The organism is Algoriphagus sp. SE2, from assembly GCF_039563885.1.
Lineage (GTDB): Bacteria > Bacteroidota > Bacteroidia > Cytophagales > Cyclobacteriaceae > Algoriphagus.
In genome coordinates this window covers 71,700-92,121 of sequence record NZ_JBCLWJ010000009.1, presented here as the reverse complement: position 1 = coordinate 92,121, position 20,422 = coordinate 71,700, and the positions used below count along the sequence as shown (strand labels likewise).

Genomic DNA, 20,422 nt, shown 5'->3' with positions numbered 1-20,422 from the left:
TTGATTTTGTTATTTTAAATTAACCCTATGTTTTGGGATTTTAATTTCAGTGATTACATATTGACTTCCCGAGTTAAAGATACGTAATGTACCTTTATTTCCATAAATGAGTTTTAACCTCTGAAGGGTGTTGCTAAGGCCATGCCCTCCTTCCCCTTTCGCTTTTAAAGTCGGAGTGGAATGAAGTCTACCACTATTTTTTACCTGAATATAAAGGTCATCGTCAACTCCCTCACGACATTTAATTTCAATTACTCCCCCTTTGACTAAATTGGATATGCCATGTTTGATCGCATTCTCAACTATAGTTTGAAGCATCATTGGCGGTATTTTATAGCTGTAAGATTCGTCTTCAATAATATACGATACCTCTAATCGTTCTTCAAATCTAATAGTTTCAAGTGCTAAGTAATCCTTAACTGTATTTAATTCATCTTCAAATTCAATTACTTGCTTTTTATCCATCATTAATGAAAACCGCAGAATGTTTGAAACTCTGGTAATTGCAGTTTTTGCTTTCATCGGATCTTCGTCGACGAGAGCCCTTACACTGTTTAATGCGTTAAAAATAAAGTGTGGATTGAGTTGACTTTTTAGGTGATTTAATCTGATTTCATTGATTTTAGCCTCATACTTTAGCGAGGTGTTATAATTATCCAAAAAGTGGAATAAAAAATACGACAAAAACCATATTGCATAAAATAAGAAGCTCAAAAATAGATTTACAGAAATAACAAGAAACTGAAAGTCTTCGGCGGGATTTAAAGTACCAAAAGCCAGATTAATGAATACTTGAGCAATGGTGTTTATTAGGCTTAATGCAAGTAATGCCAATAAGGCCTGGAGTAATAACTGGGAAATTTCAAGTTTAAACCAATGATATGATTTAATTATAAATCTTAAAAAATGAGTCGAGATTAAATAAAAGGCTGCTAGTACTACGAAAGCCCAGATTTGAACGGGAGTGATTCCTTTAGATAAATTGGCAAAGAAAATATTTACAAAGGCAAACAGCCCCCAACCAAAAACTTGTAAAATCCAATATAATCTGAATCTATTCATTCCCTGCCAAAGATAGAAATCACAGAAGATTGATTTCTTTTATTGTGATAAATGGAGTAAAGGCTTGATTTTAATTGAGATCACTGGTTTAATTCTAATCGTAGGAATTTAGCAGTATGACTTTTTTGGTTTTTTGAAACTTGCTCAGGTGTTCCTTCTACCACAATATTTCCACCTTTATTTCCGCCTTCTGGACCAAGATCAATAATATAATCTGCCATTTTAATAACATCCATGTTGTGCTCAATAATCAACACAGTATTCCCCTTATCCACCAATCGATTCAAAACTAACATCAGTAAATCAATATCCTGGAAATGTAAACCGGTGGTAGGTTCATCCAAAATGTAAAAAGTTTTACCAGTGTCTTTTTTGGAAAGTTCTGTCGCAAGTTTTACCCGCTGGGCCTCTCCACCTGAAAGGGTCGTTGCATGTTGTCCTAGGGTAATATAGCCGAGTCCTACATCATTTAGGGTCGTAATTTTCCGAAGGATTTTAGGTTGATTTTCAAAAAACTCTACAGCTTGCTCTACGGTCATATCCAAAACATCTGAAATGGATTTTCCTTTGAATCTTACCTCCAAAGTTTCTCGATTGTAACGTTTTCCTTTGCAGGTTTCACATGGAATATGAACATCAGGAAGAAAATCCATTTCTATCAATTTCATTCCTGCCCCTTCGCAATCTTCGCATCGCCCGCCTTTGACGTTGAAAGAAAAGCGCCCAGGTTTATAACCTCTAATTTTTGCCTCCGGTAGTTCTGTAAACAAGGTTCTGATATCCGAAAATACTCCTGTATAAGTTGCTGGATTAGACCTTGGAGTCCTACCGATAGGAGATTGATCTACCTCAATAACTTTATCGAGTTCTTTTAGCCCATCTATACTTTTGAAAGCCATCGGCTCTTTTTTGGATCTATAAAACTCTCTGCTCAGTAGGGGGAATAGCGTTTCATGGATAAGCGTACTTTTACCACTTCCTGAAACTCCAGTGACACAAATCATAGTGCCTAGTGGCAGTTTCAGGTCTATGTTTTTTAGGTTATTTCCACTAGCACCTTTAAGGATTAAAGATTTACCTTTTCCATCTCGTCTTACTTTTGGAATTGGCAAACCAAGTTCCCTAAGGAGATATTTTGCGGTAGTTCCCGATGTTTTTAATACCTCCTTTGGATTGCCTGCAGCCACAATATGCCCCCCATGCCTTCCTGCCCCAGGTCCCATATCCAGCACGAAGTCGGATTCAAGCATCATGTCTTTATCATGTTCTACAACGAGGACAGAATTTCCGAGATCACGAAGATTTTGTAAAGCTTTAATCAATTTGACATTATCTCTTTGATGAAGCCCGATACTAGGTTCATCAAGTATATAAAGCACTCCTACAAGTTGGGTCCCAATTTGTGTTGCTAGTCTAATCCTCTGAGCCTCCCCTCCAGAAAGTGTCCGAAGAGGCCTATTGAGCGATAAGTAATCCAACCCAATGTCAAGAAGAAAACCAATACGCTTTCGAATTTCTTTTAAAACCTCACTGGCAATAATGTTTTGTTTTTCAGTCAGTCTATCTTCTAAATTATCAAACCATTCTCCTAGACCAGATATATCCATCACAGCAAGTTGCCCGATGTGTTTATTGTCAATTTTAAAGTTTAGGGATTCCTTTTTTAAGCGATAACCTTCACAGTCAGGGCAGACTTGAGTGGTAGTAAATTCACTCACCCATTGCTGGATCTTATCCGACCCTCCTTCTTGGTATTTTTGTAGAAAATTGAGAATTCCTTCGAAGGTCGTATGCCACTTAGTACCAGGGTATTTTACTGAATCTACCGCCACTTCCATTTTGTCTCCATTGAGCAAAATTTCCACTACTTCCTCTGGAAGATTTTTTATGGGCGTACTCATCGAGCATTTATAATGCTTGAGAATAGCTTCAATCTTTTTGAAAATCCAGATGTCACGATATTCTCCTAGAGGAGCTATTCCGCCTCGCGTAATGCTCAAGTTAGGATCCGGAATAATATTTTCTCTTGTGATTTCTTCAATAATTCCCAAACCGTTGCAAGTAGGGCAAGCGCCATAGGGACTGTTGAAAGAAAAGTTATTTGGTGCAGGTTCATCATAGGAAAGCCCTGTCTCAGGATCCATGAGGTATTTTGAAAAATGGTGAATCTCTCCTTCCTCATCCCGGATCATAATCACCCCTTTTCCGTGCTGCAAAGCAGACTTCAGAGATTGAGTGATTCTAAACCGATCTGATTCTTCTGCTACAATTCGATCAACTACTATTTCTATATCATGGATTTTATATCGGTCCACCTGCATTTTAGGAACCATCTCCATAACTACCCCGTCCACTCTCACTTTGGAAAATCCCATTTTTCTGATTTGCTCAAAAAGCTCTCGATAATGGCCTTTTCTACCTTTTACAACTGGAGCAAGGATGTATAATTTTTTGTTTTCAAATTTTGAGAAAAGTTGTTCAATGATCTGATCCTCCGTTTGCCTGATCATTCTTTTTCCTGTGAGATAAGAAAAAGCCTCACCTGCTCTTGCATATAGCAATCGCATAAAATCATAGATTTCAGTAACTGTTCCTACAGTTGATCTTGGATTTTTTGATGTGGTCTTTTGTTCTATGGCAATTACCGGAGAAAGACCATTTATTTTATCTACATCCGGCCTTTCCAATCCACCTAAAAATGATCTGGCATAAGCAGAAAATGATTCCATGTAGCGTCTTTGACCTTCAGCATAAATGGTATCAAAAGCCAAAGAACTTTTTCCGCTACCACTCAGTCCAGTTACTACCACCAACTTATTGCGTGGTATTTTTAGGTCCAGATTTTTCAAATTGTGCTCTCGAGCACCAAAAATTTCTATAAATTCTTCCTGATTAGAAGTAGTTTGACTCATAAATTGATTGGCAAATTCAATCGGCAAAGGTATGAAATTTAGAGGGTAAGCGGTAGCCGAATTCTAAATTGTAACCTAGTTTATGAATACATAGTTTGAATTCAGACAGAATACGCCCGAAAGATTTTTTATATGTGCCTAAAAAGGCGGATTTACTCAAAAGGCTGTGTGATAGAAGGGCTTGGTTTTGAAAACCACTTTGGGCCTGATTCGGTCATAAAAACACAATCTTCATGTCTTATGCCGAATTCCCCTACAATAGAAATATTAGGTTCAATGCTAAAGCACATGCCAGGCTCAATAATCCTTTTGTTTCCTTTCACAGCATTTCCCCATTCATGCCCATCCATTCCTATTCCATGACCCGTTCTGTGAGGTAAGCCGGGCAAATTATACCCAGGTCCGAAGCCTGCATCTGTGATAACTTTCCTAGCGGCTGCATCGACATCTCCTAAAGGAGCACCTATTTTGGCCGCTTCAAATCCGGCTGCCTGAGCTTCTTTCTCCAAATTCCAGATTTCTATTTGTCTTACTGTTGGTTCCGCACCAAAAACAATGGTTCTGCTTATATCCGAATTATATCCTCCAACTTCACATCCACAATCGACCAAAACGATATCGCCTTTTCTTAGTATTTGTGGTTTAATGCTTCCATGGGGGAACGCTGAGGCTTCACCAAAATTAGCCAGGGCAAATGCATGTCTTGCTCCCATTTTTTGATGTGCTTGTGCCACAGCCGATGAAAAATCTGAAGGACTTCCTCCTTCTTTTAAAAATGTTAATCCAAATTTTATTGCCTCAATTGTGATTTCAGTGGCACGCTGCATCAAAGCTATTTCCGCCGGTGATTTGATAATTCTGCAAGGAATAGTAATTGGATCAGCGCTTGTAAGTTCTAGATTAGGAGCAACTTTCCTAAGTCCATCCACTATAAAAAAACGAACGCGTTCCTCTATTCCAATATTGCCACTATTTACCCCAGAATCTTCTAATGCTTTCTTGATTACTAGATAAGGACTTTCATCTTCTTGCCAAGGATAGACTCGATCCCCTATTTTAATAAGCTCATTTAAACGATCTTCTTCAAAACCAGGGCAGACATAGCTTACCTCTCCATTTGCCGGAATAATCGCAATCATCGGGCGTTCACTTCCACCCCAACGTATTCCCGTATAGTAGTCTAATGAAGTTCCAGCATCCAAAAGAATAGCTTTCATCCCGATTTGATTCATCAATTCTTGAGCTTTTGCAACTCGAGACTTCCTTTCATCAACCGTTATATACTGAACATCTGCTGTTCTTGAACTGAATTGATCAACTGGAAGTAGACTTTGCTGTGGATTCTGCGTCGAATCACATGCGGCTGTGCTACCTATAATGGATGCTCCCGCACCCATTAAAGTTACATTCATGAACTTCCTTCTTTTCATTTTTTTAAGGTAGGTGGTTGTTTCAATTAGATTCTAAAATGGAAACTTAAAAAAAGACAAGCTATCTATTTTGGAAGAATAAGGTCATAACTTCTACCTCTTCTGACATTTAAATCTTTATCTCTTAACCAAGGATTATATAATTTTAATTCTTTGTAGGTGCTTCCTTGTTCCTTTGCCCAATTTGCTAAATTCTTAATATCTGAGGTAACATGGATCGATTTCATTTCAGGTTCATTATAATAATCTGACTCCCTTAGATGGAATCCAAATGCTCCCGGGTTTTCAAAAATCACCTTGAATGCTAAGATTCGAAACATATATCTGCTTGTTTCATCATTGAGGTGGAGATCATAATAATCAGTTTGGAGTTGTTCTGACTGTCTCCTTGCAAAACCAGATTGCCCCATATTATAACTGGCAGCTACAGATGTCCAATCTCCAAATTTATTATGGGCTTTCTTTAAATATTTGGAAGCGGCAATAGTTGCTTTTTCTAGGTGATACCGCTCATCTACATCTTTTGATATTTCCAATCCATATTCTTTGCCGGTAGATTCCATGAATTGCCAAAACCCTCTTGCCCCAGCTGGAGAAGCGACATTCATTAGCCCTGATTCTGCCATTGCCAGATATTTAAAATCATCTGGTACACCATTCTCTTTAAGTATAGTTTCAATTTTAGGAATAAACTTGGAGGACCTTTTCATTAAAAGGATCATGTTGGACTGCCAATATGCATTGACGTAGATTTCGCGCTCAAGCCTTTCTTTTACATCCGGTATTTCAAGGGGGACTTTTTCTCCTGCAAAAGACAGTTCAGCTGGGAGATCAAATAACATTAATGAATCCCTGGAAGGTCTAGGCATTGATTCCAACATTCCCACTCCAGCAATAGAATTTGAAATAGGATTGATGGAATTGGGAGTTTTAAAAATAGCATAAGAGGCCATTCCAATACTGACAAAAAGTAAGAAATAAAGCGTAAGTAGATTGTATTTACTCATTAGAAATTTGGACTAAGAAGATATTTACTATAAAATTCATCTATTACTTTTACCGCTTCTGTGGCATCTTCCACGATGCTAAATAATTCTAGATCCTCCTCATTTATATAGTTATTTTCCAGAATTGTATTTTTAATCCAATCTAATAGCCCAGTCCAGTATTTTTTCCCTACCAATACAATAGGAAACCTTCCTATCTTATTCGTCTGGATTAAGGTCAAAGCTTCAAAAAATTCATCCATAGTACCGAATCCCCCTGGTAGTACCACAAAGCCTTGTGAATATTTAATAAACATCACTTTTCTGACGAAGAAGTAGTCAAAAGTCAGCAGTTTATCCCGGTCAATATAGATATTGTTAAACTGCTCAAAGGGTAAAACGATATTGAGGCCCACTGATTTACCACCTTCGGAATGAGCACCTTTATTACCTGCCTCCATAATTCCCGGTCCACCTCCAGTAATTACACCGTATCCATGTCTTACTAGTTTGGCGGCTATTTCCTCAGCCATTTTGTAATGTGAATGATCTCTAGGTGTTCTAGCAGATCCAAAAACAGAAACGCATGGACCTATTTTAGCCAGTTTTTCAAATCCTTCAACAAATTCAGACATTACTTTAAAAATCACCCAAGAGTCCGAACTTTTTATCTCATTCCAGTCCCGTTCTTTAAAGGCTTGCCTAATTCTCTCTTCTTGAATTTTATCGTCTTTTGTATCCATATCACTCATTATTTATTAAAGAAAACGATCTCTGGTTAAAAATGGACAGCCACTAATAAATTATTCCCAGAATAAAAAAGATAAACACTTGATAATCAAAGAAAAAATAAATTTCAACAATAGAATTTTATGTTCATACTTTGTGTAGCTTCGCGGTCTATTTAGACATATCGGTGAATCTCGAAGAAAAATCTCTAGTTGTAATGAATGTTTTCAAAGAGCTGGAGGAGGAAGCTAAGCAATTTACTTCCGAGAGTGGTTTGGGATGTATTTCAGGTTGTGGAGCTTGTTGTGCCAACCCGCAAATACCTGCATCTCCTTTAGAATTCTTGCCACTTGCTTTTGATTTTTATTATAAAGGGATCGCCGAATCTATACTTATTCTTCTTGAGACAGATGAGGAAAATAGTAACTGTATCGTTTACCGGGCAAACTCAATCGATAAAAAATCAGGCTATTGCACAAATTATAATTTCAGAGGAATGATTTGTAGGCTTTTTGCAGCATCTGCCCGAAAGAACAAATATGGGATGAAAGACATTATCATCTGTAAAAATCTAAAAGAAGGAAAAAATGAGATCTTTCAGGAAGCAACTAAAAGAATAAATGAAGATCTTCCTATTCCAAACGCTTCGAAATTCTATATGCTATTGGAGGAGATAGACAATTCACTTACTCAACAAATGCCCATAAACAAAGCAATTGCATTTTCTCTAGAACTTGTTCTGAGATTTAAATTTTATGAGGAGGGCATAGAGGAAGGAGTCTAATTTTTTTGCTCTTTCGATTTCGAGTATATTGTGGTTAGAATTTGAAACTAATTTTAACCTATGCTAAAAATTGGAGAAATAGTCCAAACAATAAAAGGAATCGTCGAGACTAAAATAGACCTGTTAAAACTAGAAATTCAAGATGAATTTCTGGGAATTATTTCGAGAGTTCTCTTGCTCTTTTTTATGAGTGCAATGTGTTTACTCGTTTTGCTTTTCTTCAGTTTCTCTTTGGCGTTCTTTCTGAGCCAATATACCAATTCACCTTACATGGGTTTCTTGTTAGTAGGGTTGATTTATCTTGCGCTACTTGTCTTTATGTATTATACCCGATATTCTAAATCCATCCAGAATAGTGTTCAGAACGGATTAAAAGTTTTTATTTTTAACGCGCGAAAAAATAAAGCGAAAGAAGATGAAAAAGGAACTTGAAAACAAGGCTGAAGAATTAGAACAGACTTTAGCAAAACAGCTTGAGCTTTTAAAGACAGATTCTGGAGATTGGATTAAAATTGGTGGGATAGCAATCGCTGGAGGACTCATTGCATTAGCTATTTTGAAAATTAATAAAAGAAAGAAAAATCGTAGTACAGAAAAAGCACTTGAGGTATTGGAAAGAGAAGGTCTGTTAAATGAAGAAATAGAAAATAAACTTAGAAATCATTCAAATTCGAGAGGTTTTTGGCCGACGCTTAGTCAACGGCTTTTGATCTTAGTTTTGGCATATGCTAAGGAAAAGTATCTTCCTAGTTTATTTAGTAATGAAGACGCCGAAGATGCAGAATCAAAAAGTGAACAGGGTTAGAAGTATTTTAAAAGCACTTCATAAGTCTAGAAAAAAAGGCGTTGCTTGGTTGATTGACCCTGAGAAATGTCCAATAGAGAACTCATTCATTTCACAATATGATTGGGTGAAAAATTCTGATTTGGATTTAATTTTTATAGGAGGAAGTCAGTTCAGTGATAGTAATTTTCATGATGTTGTAAAGTTTGTCAAGCAAATTGCAGGCAATGTTCCTGTAGTCATTTTTCCTGGATCCCATATTCAAGTTACCTCAGGTGCTGATGCCATTTTATTTTTATCCTTAATCTCTGGGAGAAATCCGGAATATCTAATCGGTCAACAAGTAGCAGCTGCACCTAAAATAGCGAGTATGGGAATGGAAGTTCTACCTACTGCATATCTTTTGGTCAATGACGGGGAAATAACCAGCGTAAATTCGATTAGTCAAACCTTACCTATTCCAAATAGAAATCCACAATTTGTTAGAGATACTGCTTTAGCGGGTTATTATTTGGGGATGAAATATGTTTTTATCGATGCAGGAAGTGGGTCAAAAAGTCCTGTATCTAAAGAAGTTATTAAATCAGTAAAAAATAAAATCCCTTGCCCTTTAATTATCGGAGGCGGAATTAATAGCACAGAAAAAATGAAAGATGCTTACCAGGCAGGTGCAGATCTAGTTGTTTTGGGGAATTCTATAGAAAAAGACCCCGGATTTTTGGCCGAGGTCTTAGAATTTAAAGCAACTTATAATTTATGTTTAAACGTTAATTAAGGATTCTCTCCTTCTCATTTTTCCTGCTGGCACACCATACATCATTTTGAATCTTCTACAGAAATAGGCGGTGTCTTTATAACCTACTTCCTTGCCGATGTCTCTAATAGATTTTTTGGTAGTCCTTAGAAGTTCGACCGCAGCTTCCATTCTTTGATATTCGATGTAGTCTTGAGGATTAATTCCTGTAAGCATTTTAAAATATTGGCCTACATAGTCTTCGGAAACATTCGCCACTTTTGCCAGAATTTTATTGGAAAGATCTCCACCAAGATTTGTCTTAATATAATTGAACAAATCAATTAGCCTTGGATCTTTAAAGTAGGTAGAGTTGGTTGAAAGTTCCTCGAGGAATAGTCTGTTTTTTAGAATGTGGCGAAGTAGTTCAATGACCAATATTTCAGTTTGTGCTTTGAGCGCTCTTTCTCTTCCTACATGAGTTTGCTCCATTTCTTTCATCAAGTCCTCAATAATGGTAGCTAATCTATCATTAAACCGGATGATAAAAGGAGGAATATCTAATGAATTAAAGAAGTTTACAACGTCAAAGACTTTTGATTCAAAACTTACCATTGAAATACAATCATCTTCGGTATTCTTGATTTCTCTAAAACTTAAACTTTGAAGATGTTTCTTTTTCGATTCAGTAAACTGATCGAGATCAATCTCGATTTTCTTGGCACTCCCTCCGATAGTAAGTGGAGTTTTTTGTCCTCCTGGTAAGAAAAGGACCTCTCCCTCATTAACCAACTCTTGGTCCTCTCCAAATTTAAGTGTGCCATGGTGCAGTAATACAAGTGTATTGTCAGTTTCTTCGTAATTGACAATTGTCACAGGCTTTTCTACACGATAGTTATTTCCTCTTAAGAAGCGAACATTTATTGATTCAATGACCTTGTTGTAATATTCCATTATTTTTTAGTAAAAAACCAGAATTCAAAAATATGATTTTTCTTACATAATCACTTAAATATTTGATAAAAGGTGTAAAAAAATAAAAAAAGGGGATAATTAGTTGTAATTATACCCTCAAAATTGTCAGGAAAAATGGATTATCTTAATATACTTCTGGATATTACGATTTTTTGTATTTCAGAAGTACCCTCATAGATCTGGGTTATTTTAGCATCTCTCATAAGACGCTCTACATGGTATTCTTTTACATAACCGTATCCTCCGTGTACTTGAATAGCCTCTACTGTTACATCCATTGCAACTTGAGAAGCATAAAGTTTTGCAATCGCTGAGGCTTGTGCATAATCTTCTCCATTATCTTTTAACCATGCAGCCTTGTATACTAAAAGTCGAGCCGCTTCAATTTGAGTGGCCATATCAGCTAATTTAAATTGAATTGCCTGATGCTTACTAATCGGTTTACCAAAAGCTTTTCTTTCCTTTGAATACGACAATGCTAATTCATAGGCTCCGGCTGCAATTCCTAAGGCTTGAGCGGCAATCCCAATCCTGCCTCCATTTAGAGTTTCCATCGCGAATGTGAACCCAAAACCTTCCTCCCCAATTCTGTTTTCAACTGGAACTTTCACATCCGTAAACATTAAAGAATGTGTATCAGAACCTCGAATTCCTAATTTATCTTCTTTTTTTCCAACCACAAATCCTTCCCAATTTTTCTCAACTATAAAAACTGAGATTCCTTTATGTCCTAACTCTGGATGAGTTTGGGCAATAACTAAATAAAAACTTGCTGATGAACCATTTGTAATCCAGTTTTTGGTGCCATTCAAAATATAATGGTCGCCATCTAAAATAGCTTCAGTTCTTTGTGAGGTAGCGTCAGATCCAGCCTCAGGTTCAGAAAGGCAAAAAGCACCGAGTACTTCTCCTCCAGCAAGAGGCTTAAGGTATTTTTCTTTTTGCTCTTCAGTTCCATATTTTTCAAGACCCCAGCAAACCAGGGAATTGTTTACCGACATAGCTACAGAAGCAGAGGCATCAATTTTGGAAAGCTCTTCCATGGCAATTACATAGGATAAAGTATCCATTCCACCTCCATTGTATTTTGGGTTTACCATCATTCCCATAAATCCCAATTCTCCCATCTTTTTTACTTGATCCTTAGGGAAAATAGCGTTTGTATCTCGGTCTATAACACCAGGTAAAAGCTCATTTTGGGCAAAATCTCTGGCAGCTTCTCTAACTGCTAAATGTTCTTCTGTTAATTGAAAATCCATAACAAATTGTCAGATATAAATTATTGGATGGAAGATATACCAAAAAAAGAAGAGGGGCAAAAGCTTGCCCCTCTTCAAATTTCTTATTTGATCTGGATCAATCTCTTCCACCAAAAAAGACCATAATATAATACGCCAAAGTGGTAATTGAGGCTAAAGCTGCAACCACATATGTCATTGCTGCCCATTTTAAGGCATCTTTAGACATTTCATATTCAGAGGAATTAACGATATCTCTCGTTTTCACCCAAGCTAATGCCCTACTACTCGCGTCAAACTCCACCGGCAAAGTTACAATTGTGAAAAGCGTAATTACTGAATAAGAACCTACAATGATATAGCCTATAAAAGGAACAGGTAAGCCTAGAGCAAAGCCACCAAATAAGGAGGCTATCAATACAATATTCAAAATCTTGCTTGCACTATTTTGAATAGGGACTAAAGTAGATCTAACATTTAGCCAAGCATAAGAAGTTGCATGCTGAACCGCATGACCGCATTCGTGAGAGGCAACTGCTGCAGCGGCAGCATTTCTTCCATAAAAAACATCTGGACTTAGATTCACAGTTTTATTAGCAGGATTATAGTGGTCGGTAAGTTGACCTTCCACACAAACCACTTGAACATCATGGATATTATTGTCTGCCAGCATTAACTTGGCAATCTCAGCACCTGATAAGTTTGCCTTTAGGGCGGTCTGAGAATATTTTTTGAATTTGCTCTTCAATTTGCTGCTGACTGCAAAGCCAGCGATTGCAAAGACGATAACAATTAGGATAATCATAGTTTATTAGTTTGCTTTTTATAACGATTTAAGCTTGTTCAGGTTGTTTCCAAGTTGGTAATTTCATCATTACTAACCAACTTATGATACCCAGTATTAGAACAAGAATTAACTGAGTCCCATGAATAATAGCTGCAAATATTTTACCGTCAACTTCACTCACTCCAAATTGGATCAAAATAAAGGCCACAAGTGCGTGGAAGGTACCGATACCCCCTTGAACCGGGGCTACCATGCCAATACTGCCCATCACCATGACTAAAAGAACTTCTCCTGAAGACAAATTGGCAGTGCTTTCGATTCCTAGTGAAACTGTATACATGGTAAGAAAGTAAATGATCCACATCAAAATTGAACTACCCCAGAATCCAATTGGGTTCTCCATTTTGTTGATTCTTTTTAGTCCTCCCCCGATTTCTCTGAAAAAATGCTGAATCTTATTAATCAAGCCATTATCTCTAAACCTCTTCAGTAAGAACCGGATAAAAATAATTGTTATAACTAAAATGCCAATTGCAATAGGAAGGTTTGATTTTAAGCTGTTAAGTAGGGTTTCGGTATTGACTAGTTGCCCTGCTAGCTCAAGAAATAAAGTGTTTTCTAAAATGAAAGCCAAAAAAATAGTCCCCACCAAACAAAGTAAATCGACACTTCTTTCTAATATAACCGTTCCAAGTAAGTGTCCCAGCGATATACCATTAGTCCTGGTTAACACGCCGCATTTTGCGACTTCTCCAGCTCTTGGGACAACCAGGTTAGCAAGATATCCTATCATAGTGGCATGGTAAGCGCGATTAGGCCTTACTTTTTCCCCTTCTTCTGATTGAATCAATAAGGTCCATCTCCAACCACGTAAGAAATACCCGAAAAATGAAATAAAGATAGAAGCTCCAATCCAAACCCAATTGCTGGTTTTGATTTGATCTATAAGACTATCGATTGCTATATCTTTATATAAATACCAAAAGATCCAGACAGCAATCGCCAAAGAAATTGCAACCTGGATCCATTGTTTAAGTTTTTGATTATTCATCAAATAATTTTATTTCTATCATCAGGAAAAATTAGAACAGGTTTATGATTTTTCGCTTCTTCCATCTCCATTCCTGCATAAGATATGATAATTACCACATCTCCAACTTGTGCTTTTCTAGCTGCTGGTCCATTGAGACATACCTGGCCAGATCCTCTTTCGCCAGTAATTACATAAGTTTCCAGTCGTTCACCGTTATTTACATTCACTATTTGAACCTTCTCATTTTCAATAAGATTCGCAGCGTCCATTAGGTCTTTATCAATTGTGATAGATCCCACATAATTAAGTTCTGCCTGCGTAATTTTAACTCTGTGAATTTTAGACTTTAATACCTGAATTTGCATCGTTAGAAATTTGCCGCAAAATTAAGGAATTATTGGAAGGTTGTCTATTAATCTGACATTTCCAATAAATGAAGCCACGCAAATGAATGACTTTTCACTGCGGTCAAATTCCTGATATATCTGAAATGTTTCCGGGTGAACAAGTTCAAAATAATCCAACTTTGCTAAAGGTTCAGCCTCAAATGCAAGCATGATTTGTTTTCGAATTGCCAACCAATTCTTACCGGATAAAAGTTCATTTTTCGCAAATTCAAGATTGTTAAAAAGAATTAAAGCTTTTCGCCTCTCTTGAGTAGAAAGTCGCATATTTCTGGAAGATAACGCCAAGCCATCTTTTTCTCTAACGGTAGCCACAATATTAACCTTTAATGGGAATGATAAATCTCCGACTACTTTTTTTATTACAGCTACTTGTTGTAAGTCTTTTTGTCCAAAAAAGGCAATGTCTGGTCGTATAATATTAAAGAGTTTAGAAACAATAATTCCCACTCCGCTAAAATGGCCAGGTCTAAATTTTCCTTCAAGGACACGCTCTAAATACCCAAAATCAAGATTTATAATTGGCTTTTTAGGATAAATTGCTTCCTGGTTTGGCAGAAAAACGAAATCAACGTTTTCCTTTTGAAGCAATTTCAAATCTTGAGTTGTTAAAACGGGGTATTTATCAAAATCTTCTTGATTGTTGAATTGAATTGGATTAACAAAGATAGAAACTACTGTAAGATCAGTTGATTTTTTAGAAGCTCGAATGAGCTCTAAATGCCCCTCATGAAGAGCCCCCATTGTTGGGACAAAACCTATTGTTTTATCCGTTTTTAGAGCCTGGAGCCATTTTTTTTGCCATTCGGCCCCATGATTGAATACCTGCACAGGATAAGGGTGTTTAATAGGTAAATAGCAGCAAAACTAGATTAATATTTAGAAAAACAAGGCTTTTAAGCCTTTTTTTATTATCTTTGTGCCGTTGTTTATCACCTAATAACGCTAAAATCCAAAGAGCATGTCAAAACTACGTATTCTCTACGTTGCCAGTGAAATCAACCCCTTTCTCCAAACTTCCGAAGTAGCAAATTTCTTAAGATCTCTTCCTCAAGCTATGCAAGAGAGAGGTATGGAAATTCGTATTTTGGTTCCAAGATTCGGATTGATTAACGAAAGAAAAAACAGATTACATGAAGTAGTCCGTCTTTCAGGAATCAATATTGCAGTAGGCGAAGAAGAAAAGCCCTTAGTCATAAAGGTTGCATCTATTCCAAACGCAAAACTTCAAGTTTATTTTATCGATAACGAGGACTACTTCCAGCGTAAGAGTGTTTTCCACGATAAGCATCAGAAATTTTATGAAGATAATGACGAGCGTGCCATTTTCTTCTGCAAGGGTGTAATCGAAACTGTAAAAAAATTAGGTTGGGCTCCAGATATTGTACATTGTAACGACTGGATGACCAGCTTGATACCGATGTATTTGAAAACAACTTACAAAAATGAGCCTTTATTCAAAGATACTAAATCAGTATTTGCGATATATAACAACGGATTTTCTCATACCTTTGGCGATGATTTGTTAAACAAGGTTAAGATGGTGGACATAGATGACACAATTTTAGCACCTTTGAAAAGCAAAGACTTTGAAGGCTTTATAAGCATGGGTATGCAGTACGCAGACATGGTTGTTAAAGGTGGAGAAGTTTCAGATAAATTGAACCAACTAATAGAGGATTTCTCAAAAGACAAGAAGTTTGAAATCAGCATCGAAGCAGAAGAACAGGCTCATGAAGAGCTCTACGGCATATACACAAGTCTCGCCGGTTAAATTGGCCTTTTTGGCCCTCTTGTCCATTATTCTAACAAATTCTTGTAGTGACCCTGCCACAGTAGGTATAGAACTTGCTCCGGAAAATAACCAAATTGGTGTGTTTTTCCAGGACATTGAGTTCTCTGCTGAGGTTGTGTTATTGGATTCGTTTAATACTACCAACAAAGGAAACTTGATAGTTGGGGTGGAAGAGGACAGCTATTTTGGTAAAACCGAAGGAACAGGTTATTCAAGGTTGTATATAGATATTTCGGATGAAAGACCCGAATCTGAAGCTTTTCTTGACTCCATGCTATTTGATGTGGAGATCATAGGAGTGAATGGTTCCGATTTGGATGAACCAAAGTATTTATCAATTCATAGACTTTCTGAGCAAATTTTAGATACAGCTTACTATAATTTTGATAGACTTCAGTATGAATCTGAGCCTATTGCCTCTGGTGAGTTTATTTATGATGTCGTTCAAGATACTATTGTTTCGCTAAAGATAACAGAGGAATTTAGAGAAGAGCTTTTCGGTAAAATTAAAAGAGGATTAGAATTTGAGGATCTCTTTAAATTTCGAGAATACTTGCCAGGTATGGCCTTTAAGGGCAGAGAAGGGGATAATACTTCGCTGCAAATTGAGTTAGGAGAGAATACAAGGATAGCTACCTATTACCACTATGCCGGAGATACTAGCTCTACTTTATACGAGATAAATACAACCTCATCTCGGTATTTTAGCGGAATTGAGAGTGATCGATCGGGTACTCCCACAAGTATAGTCACTGAGCCAGGTGAAAATTATTCTACCGGTACCATGGTAGGTCTAAAATCTGGTTTGGGTATGGTAATCAAACTAGATACTAGTCCATTAGACGCCTTTTTGGACACACTTTCCGGAATTACCTTCAATCAAGTTAATTTATCGATTGGAGAAATTGAATCACGCTCTGAAGGTCAGAATCCACCACAGGCTTTGTCAATCTATTTTACTGACGATAGTAACTCTTTCTTAGAAAGTAGGGGTTCGGTATATTTTACGGTACAAGCTGATGGGCAGTCTCAAGTTTTTATCAATGATGATGGAGATGAAGTGCCCAATGTAACTGCTCCTGCTTCTTTAAACTTTGATTCTGAAAGTAATACATACAGCCAATTAATCACATCTCATGTTAATGCTATCTTTCGCGGTAAATTAATTAGAAAGGATTGGTTACTTTATGGAGGATATATTAGTAGCCGTCTTGGAACTAATAATGACCCTTTTAGACAGTCTATGAGACAATTTAAAGTGGGTACCGATAAAGTTAAGGTGCAAGTCATTTATTCGAAAATTAGATAATAAGACATTTAAATAAATTGACATTAGTCTACTTTTTAATTTTTAGGAAGTAGGCTATTTTTTTTGGTACGATTGCTGTTTATTTGCGTAAGTTTTAAAATCAATTAAGAATTTTTCAATATGTGTGGAATTGTAGCGTACGTAGGACAGCAAGAAGCTTTACCTATAATTATCAAAGGTCTCAGAAGATTAGAATACCGAGGTTATGATAGTGCTGGAGTTGCCCTTCTGGATGAAAGCGGACTTAGTATTTATAAAAGGAAGGGGAAAGTTTCTGAATTAGAGAAGTATTTGGAAGCAGGTGGAAACCTAAAATCTAAGATTGGGATTGGTCATACAAGATGGGCAACACACGGGGAGCCGAATGATGTCAATGCACATCCGCATTATTCCTCTTCTGAGCACTTGGCAATAATTCACAACGGAATCATTGAAAATTATGAGGTATTAAAAAAGGACTTAGAAAAGAAAGGATATCATTTCCAAAGTGATACTGATACAGAGGTGTTCATTAAGTTCATAGAAGATATTTATGCAAATAATGATTGCAGTTTAGAAGAAGCTCTCAGATTGGCACTCCATAAAGTGGTAGGTGCATATGCGATAGTATTGATAAACAAAGATGAACCAGACACTTTGATTGCTGCAAGGAAAGGATCTCCTCTTGTGATAGGTGTTGGCGAGGATGAATATTTTTTAGCTTCTGATGCTACTCCAATTATTGAATATACCAATAAGGTAGTTTACTTGGATGATTATGAAATTGCTGTAATCAGGAATAATAGGCTTCAGGTTAAAACGATTGAAAATGTTGAAACTAACCCTTATATCAATCAACTTGAACTGGAATTAGAAGCAATAGAAAAGGGTGGTTACGAGCATTTTATGCTCAAGGAAATTTATGAGCAGCCTAAATCAATTGCAGATTGCCTCAGGGGAAGACTGGATGCCAAATCGGGTAGATTAGTTTTAGGTGGTTTGAGGGATTATATGAATAAATTCCAAAATGCTGAAAGAATCATCATCACTGCTTGCGGTACTTCATGGCACGCTGGTTTAGTTGCAGAATATCTTTTTGAAGAATTTGCAAGGGTTCCCGTTGAAGTTGAATATGCCTCGGAATTCAGATATAGGAATCCTGTTATTAGTGAAAAAGATTTTGTCATTGCAATTTCACAATCGGGTGAAACTGCAGATACACTTGCAGCAATTGAACTTGCAAAGTCAAAAGGAGCCACCATTTTTGGAGTTTGTAATGTGGTAGGATCTTCAATTCCAAGAGCTACTCATGCCGGATCATACACCCACGCAGGTCCTGAAATCGGTGTTGCATCAACGAAAGCTTTTACCGCTCAGATTTCTGTCTTGGCTATGATGGCATTAAAGTTAGGGTATCAAAGAGGCACGCTTCCAGAAAGTAGATATATTCAATTACTTCATGAGTTGGCTTCTGTACCATCAAAAGTGGAAAAGGCCTTAAAATCGAATGAAGCCATAAAATACATTGCCAGTGAATATAAGGATGTTCGAAATGCCTTGTATTTGGGAAGAGGATATAATTTTCCAGTCGCCTTAGAAGGGGCTTTAAAGCTTAAAGAAATTTCTTATATCCATGCAGAAGGTTACCCTGCCGCTGAAATGAAGCATGGGCCTATCGCTCTTATTGATGAGGAAATGCCAGTAATATTTATAGCTACTCAAGATAGTTCTTATGAAAAAGTAGTTAGTAATATTCAAGAAGTGAAAGCTAGAAAAGGAAAGGTTATAGCAGTAGTGACCGAAGGTGATACCACTGTGAAAGGAATGGCAGATCATGTGATAGAAATACCTGCAATCCATGAAGCTTTTGTTCCGTTGGTAGCAGTAGTTCCTTTACAATTACTCTCCTACCATATCGCAGTCATGAGAAATTGTAACGTGGATCAACCACGAAACCTTGCGAAATCTGTAACGGTAGAATAATTAAAAGGCTGTCACTTAAGGGCAGCCTTTTTTAATTACAAGCGCCTTCTTCCCAAGAAGTAAGACCTGCTAAATCTGCTTCACAAGCATTTCCGTAAGTTTTGCCATCGCAACCACAGACTGGCATATATTCTAAAGTACAGGCACCTGACCTGATTTTTTCAGGATAAATGCAGCTTTTAATTGGTTCTTCATTTTCGCAACCAGCAATGAAAAGGATGCCAAATAAAAGATGAAATAGATGTATTTTTTTCATGCCATATAAACGTATCGTTATTATAATTTTCTACAAAACAACATGCGTTTAGTTTTTTTTGATTTTCTGGCAACCGATAAAATTCCCTACTTTTGCAAAGCGAAAGAAAAATTATGCTGGATAAATTACAAGCCCTAAAAGATCGATTTGAAGAGGTTGGCCAACTGATCGTATTGCCAGAAAGTATGGCAGATATGAATAAATACGCTAAGCTCACAAAAGAATATAAAGACCTTGAAAAGATTGTAAAGGTTTATGACGAATATAAATTAGTTCTTCAAAATATAACTAGCTCTAAAGAAATCCTTGACAAAGAAAAAGACCCAGATTTCAGAGAGATGGCGAAAGCCGAGATAGATGAATTAAAAGAAAGAAAAGAGGTCTTGGAGGCTGATTTGAAGCAATTATTAATCCCTAAAGATCCAAATGATTCAAAGGATTGTATATTGGAAATCCGCGGAGGAACAGGCGGGGATGAAGCTGCAATTTTTGCTGGTGATTTATTTAGGATGTATGAACGCTTTTGCGAAATGCAAGGCTGGAAATTGACAGTGCTGGATTTGACTTTTGGATCTGCTGGTGGTTATAAAGAGATCATTGCCACTGTTTCTGGAGCTGATGTCTATGGTATGCTCAAATATGAATCTGGAGTACATAGAGTTCAGAGAGTTCCGGCGACCGAATCACAGGGTCGAGTCCATACTTCCGCAGCCTCAGTTGCGGTCCTTCCTGAAATGGATGAAGTAGAAGTGAATTTGGATATGAATGATGTACGAAAAGATACTTTCTGCTCTTCAGGTCCAGGAGGTCAATCTGTAAATACTACTTATTCTGCAGTTCGGTTGACGCATGCCCCGACGGGATTGGTAGTGACTTGTCAAGACGAAAAATCTCAGATTAAAAACTTTGAGAAAGCATTGAAAGTATTGCGATCAAGAATCTATGAGATCGAACTGGCAAAGCATAATGAATCTGTCGGTGCTCAACGAAGATCGATGGTAGGAAGTGGGGATAGGTCTGACAAAATCAGAACTTATAATTATTCGCAGTCCAGAGTTACAGATCATAGAATTAATAAAACAGTTTACAATCTTCCTGATGTTATGGATGGGCATATTGAGGATTTTATATCCGCATTGCGAATGGCGGAAAACCTCGAGAAGATGCAATCTTCCGGAATGGAAGAATAGGCAGGATGTTTGCGTTAATAATCTTATCAATTTTATTTTTTTTGAGATAAGCC

20 protein-coding genes are annotated in these 20,422 nt (G+C 37.0%); 8 read left to right on the top strand and 12 right to left on the bottom strand.

The window, feature by feature from the left end; all coding sequences use genetic code 11:
- Positions 1-9 precede the first annotated feature (9 nt).
- The 5 genes from AAGF08_RS12220 to AAGF08_RS12200 form a co-directional block, all read right to left on the bottom strand.
- Positions 10-1,062 (bottom strand): histidine kinase, encoded by a 1,053-nt coding sequence (locus AAGF08_RS12220; RefSeq protein ID WP_343511465.1) that lies wholly within the window; start codon positions 1,060-1,062, stop codon positions 10-12.
- A gap of 80 nt (positions 1,063-1,142) precedes the next feature.
- Positions 1,143-3,974: an excinuclease ABC subunit UvrA gene (uvrA, locus tag AAGF08_RS12215; RefSeq protein ID WP_343511464.1), complete on the bottom strand. Its 2,832-nt coding sequence runs from the start codon at positions 3,972-3,974 to the stop codon at positions 1,143-1,145.
- Positions 3,975-4,126: 152 nt separating this feature from the next.
- Entirely contained in the window at positions 4,127-5,404 is a 1,278-nt protein-coding gene (locus tag AAGF08_RS12210) for a Xaa-Pro peptidase family protein (RefSeq protein ID WP_343511463.1), read from the bottom strand.
- A 65-nt stretch (positions 5,405-5,469) separates the two neighbouring features.
- Positions 5,470-6,411, bottom strand: coding sequence for a lytic transglycosylase domain-containing protein (locus tag AAGF08_RS12205; protein ID WP_343511462.1), 942 nt, complete (start codon positions 6,409-6,411; stop codon positions 5,470-5,472).
- Complete coding sequence (locus tag AAGF08_RS12200) at positions 6,411-7,142, bottom strand: TIGR00730 family Rossman fold protein (RefSeq protein WP_343511461.1); 732 nt, start codon at positions 7,140-7,142, stop codon at positions 6,411-6,413. Before AAGF08_RS12200 ends, AAGF08_RS12205 begins: the two co-directional genes overlap by 1 nt.
- A 194-nt stretch (positions 7,143-7,336) precedes the next feature.
- Here AAGF08_RS12200 and AAGF08_RS12195 point away from each other — a divergent pair, with 194 nt between their 5' ends.
- The 4 genes from AAGF08_RS12195 to AAGF08_RS12180 are packed head-to-tail and all read left to right on the top strand — an operon-like array spanning position 7,337 to position 9,462.
- Entirely contained in the window at positions 7,337-7,903 is a 567-nt protein-coding gene (locus tag AAGF08_RS12195) for a YkgJ family cysteine cluster protein (RefSeq protein ID WP_343511460.1), read from the top strand.
- A 60-nt stretch (positions 7,904-7,963) separates the two neighbouring features.
- Positions 7,964-8,335 (top strand): phage holin family protein, encoded by a 372-nt coding sequence (locus AAGF08_RS12190; RefSeq protein ID WP_343511459.1) that lies wholly within the window; start codon positions 7,964-7,966, stop codon positions 8,333-8,335.
- Positions 8,319-8,708 (top strand): hypothetical protein, encoded by a 390-nt coding sequence (locus tag AAGF08_RS12185; RefSeq protein ID WP_343511457.1) that lies wholly within the window; start codon positions 8,319-8,321, stop codon positions 8,706-8,708. The genes AAGF08_RS12190 and AAGF08_RS12185 overlap by 17 nt, the downstream gene beginning before the upstream one ends.
- Complete coding sequence (locus tag AAGF08_RS12180; protein ID WP_343511456.1) at positions 8,680-9,462, top strand: geranylgeranylglyceryl/heptaprenylglyceryl phosphate synthase; 783 nt, start codon at positions 8,680-8,682, stop codon at positions 9,460-9,462. Before AAGF08_RS12185 ends, AAGF08_RS12180 begins: the two co-directional genes overlap by 29 nt.
- Here AAGF08_RS12180 and AAGF08_RS12175 read toward each other — a convergent pair.
- The 6 genes from AAGF08_RS12175 to panC form a co-directional block, all read right to left on the bottom strand.
- Positions 9,448-10,374: an AraC family transcriptional regulator gene (locus AAGF08_RS12175; protein ID WP_343511455.1), complete on the bottom strand. Its 927-nt coding sequence runs from the start codon at positions 10,372-10,374 to the stop codon at positions 9,448-9,450. The genes AAGF08_RS12180 and AAGF08_RS12175 overlap by 15 nt on opposite strands.
- 140 nt (positions 10,375-10,514) lie before the next feature.
- The gene (locus AAGF08_RS12170) at positions 10,515-11,654 is read right to left on the bottom strand and encodes an acyl-CoA dehydrogenase (protein WP_343511454.1); all 1,140 of its coding nucleotides are present in this window, start codon (positions 11,652-11,654) and stop codon (positions 10,515-10,517) included.
- A gap of 97 nt (positions 11,655-11,751) precedes the next feature.
- Positions 11,752-12,438, bottom strand: coding sequence for a zinc metallopeptidase (locus AAGF08_RS12165; protein WP_343511453.1), 687 nt, complete (start codon positions 12,436-12,438; stop codon positions 11,752-11,754).
- A gap of 28 nt (positions 12,439-12,466) precedes the next feature.
- Positions 12,467-13,471 carry a lysylphosphatidylglycerol synthase transmembrane domain-containing protein gene (locus tag AAGF08_RS12160; protein ID WP_343511452.1) on the bottom strand — a complete coding sequence of 335 codons (1,005 nt, stop codon included), beginning with the start codon at positions 13,469-13,471 and terminating at the stop codon, positions 12,467-12,469.
- Complete coding sequence (panD, locus tag AAGF08_RS12155) at positions 13,471-13,818, bottom strand: aspartate 1-decarboxylase (RefSeq protein ID WP_343511451.1); 348 nt, start codon at positions 13,816-13,818, stop codon at positions 13,471-13,473. Before panD ends, AAGF08_RS12160 begins: the two co-directional genes overlap by 1 nt.
- 21 nt (positions 13,819-13,839) lie before the next feature.
- On the bottom strand, positions 13,840-14,688 hold the full coding sequence (gene panC / locus AAGF08_RS12150) for a pantoate--beta-alanine ligase (protein WP_343511450.1): 849 nt from the start codon (positions 14,686-14,688) through the stop codon (positions 13,840-13,842).
- A 130-nt stretch (positions 14,689-14,818) separates the two neighbouring features.
- Between panC and AAGF08_RS12145 the strand changes: the two genes are divergently transcribed.
- The 3 genes from AAGF08_RS12145 (at position 14,819) to glmS (ending at position 18,923) form a co-directional block, all read left to right on the top strand.
- Complete coding sequence (locus AAGF08_RS12145) at positions 14,819-15,631, top strand: glycogen/starch synthase (RefSeq protein ID WP_343511449.1); 813 nt, start codon at positions 14,819-14,821, stop codon at positions 15,629-15,631.
- Positions 15,591-16,961 carry a DUF4270 family protein gene (locus AAGF08_RS12140; RefSeq protein ID WP_343511448.1) on the top strand — a complete coding sequence of 457 codons (1,371 nt, stop codon included), beginning with the start codon at positions 15,591-15,593 and terminating at the stop codon, positions 16,959-16,961. The genes AAGF08_RS12145 and AAGF08_RS12140 overlap by 41 nt, the downstream gene beginning before the upstream one ends.
- Before the next feature lie 120 nt (positions 16,962-17,081).
- Positions 17,082-18,923: a glutamine--fructose-6-phosphate transaminase (isomerizing) gene (glmS, locus tag AAGF08_RS12135; RefSeq protein ID WP_343511446.1), complete on the top strand. Its 1,842-nt coding sequence runs from the start codon at positions 17,082-17,084 to the stop codon at positions 18,921-18,923.
- A gap of 31 nt (positions 18,924-18,954) precedes the next feature.
- On the opposite strand, the gene AAGF08_RS12130 is transcribed toward glmS, so the two are convergent.
- On the bottom strand, positions 18,955-19,179 hold the full coding sequence (locus tag AAGF08_RS12130; protein WP_343511444.1) for a Kazal-type serine protease inhibitor family protein: 225 nt from the start codon (positions 19,177-19,179) through the stop codon (positions 18,955-18,957).
- A gap of 113 nt (positions 19,180-19,292) precedes the next feature.
- On the opposite strand from AAGF08_RS12130, the gene prfA reads away from it, so the two are divergent.
- Positions 19,293-20,369, top strand: a complete 1,077-nt coding sequence (gene prfA / locus AAGF08_RS12125; RefSeq protein ID WP_343511443.1) for a peptide chain release factor 1 — start codon at positions 19,293-19,295, stop codon at positions 20,367-20,369.
- The last annotated feature ends 53 nt before the right edge of the window (positions 20,370-20,422 follow it).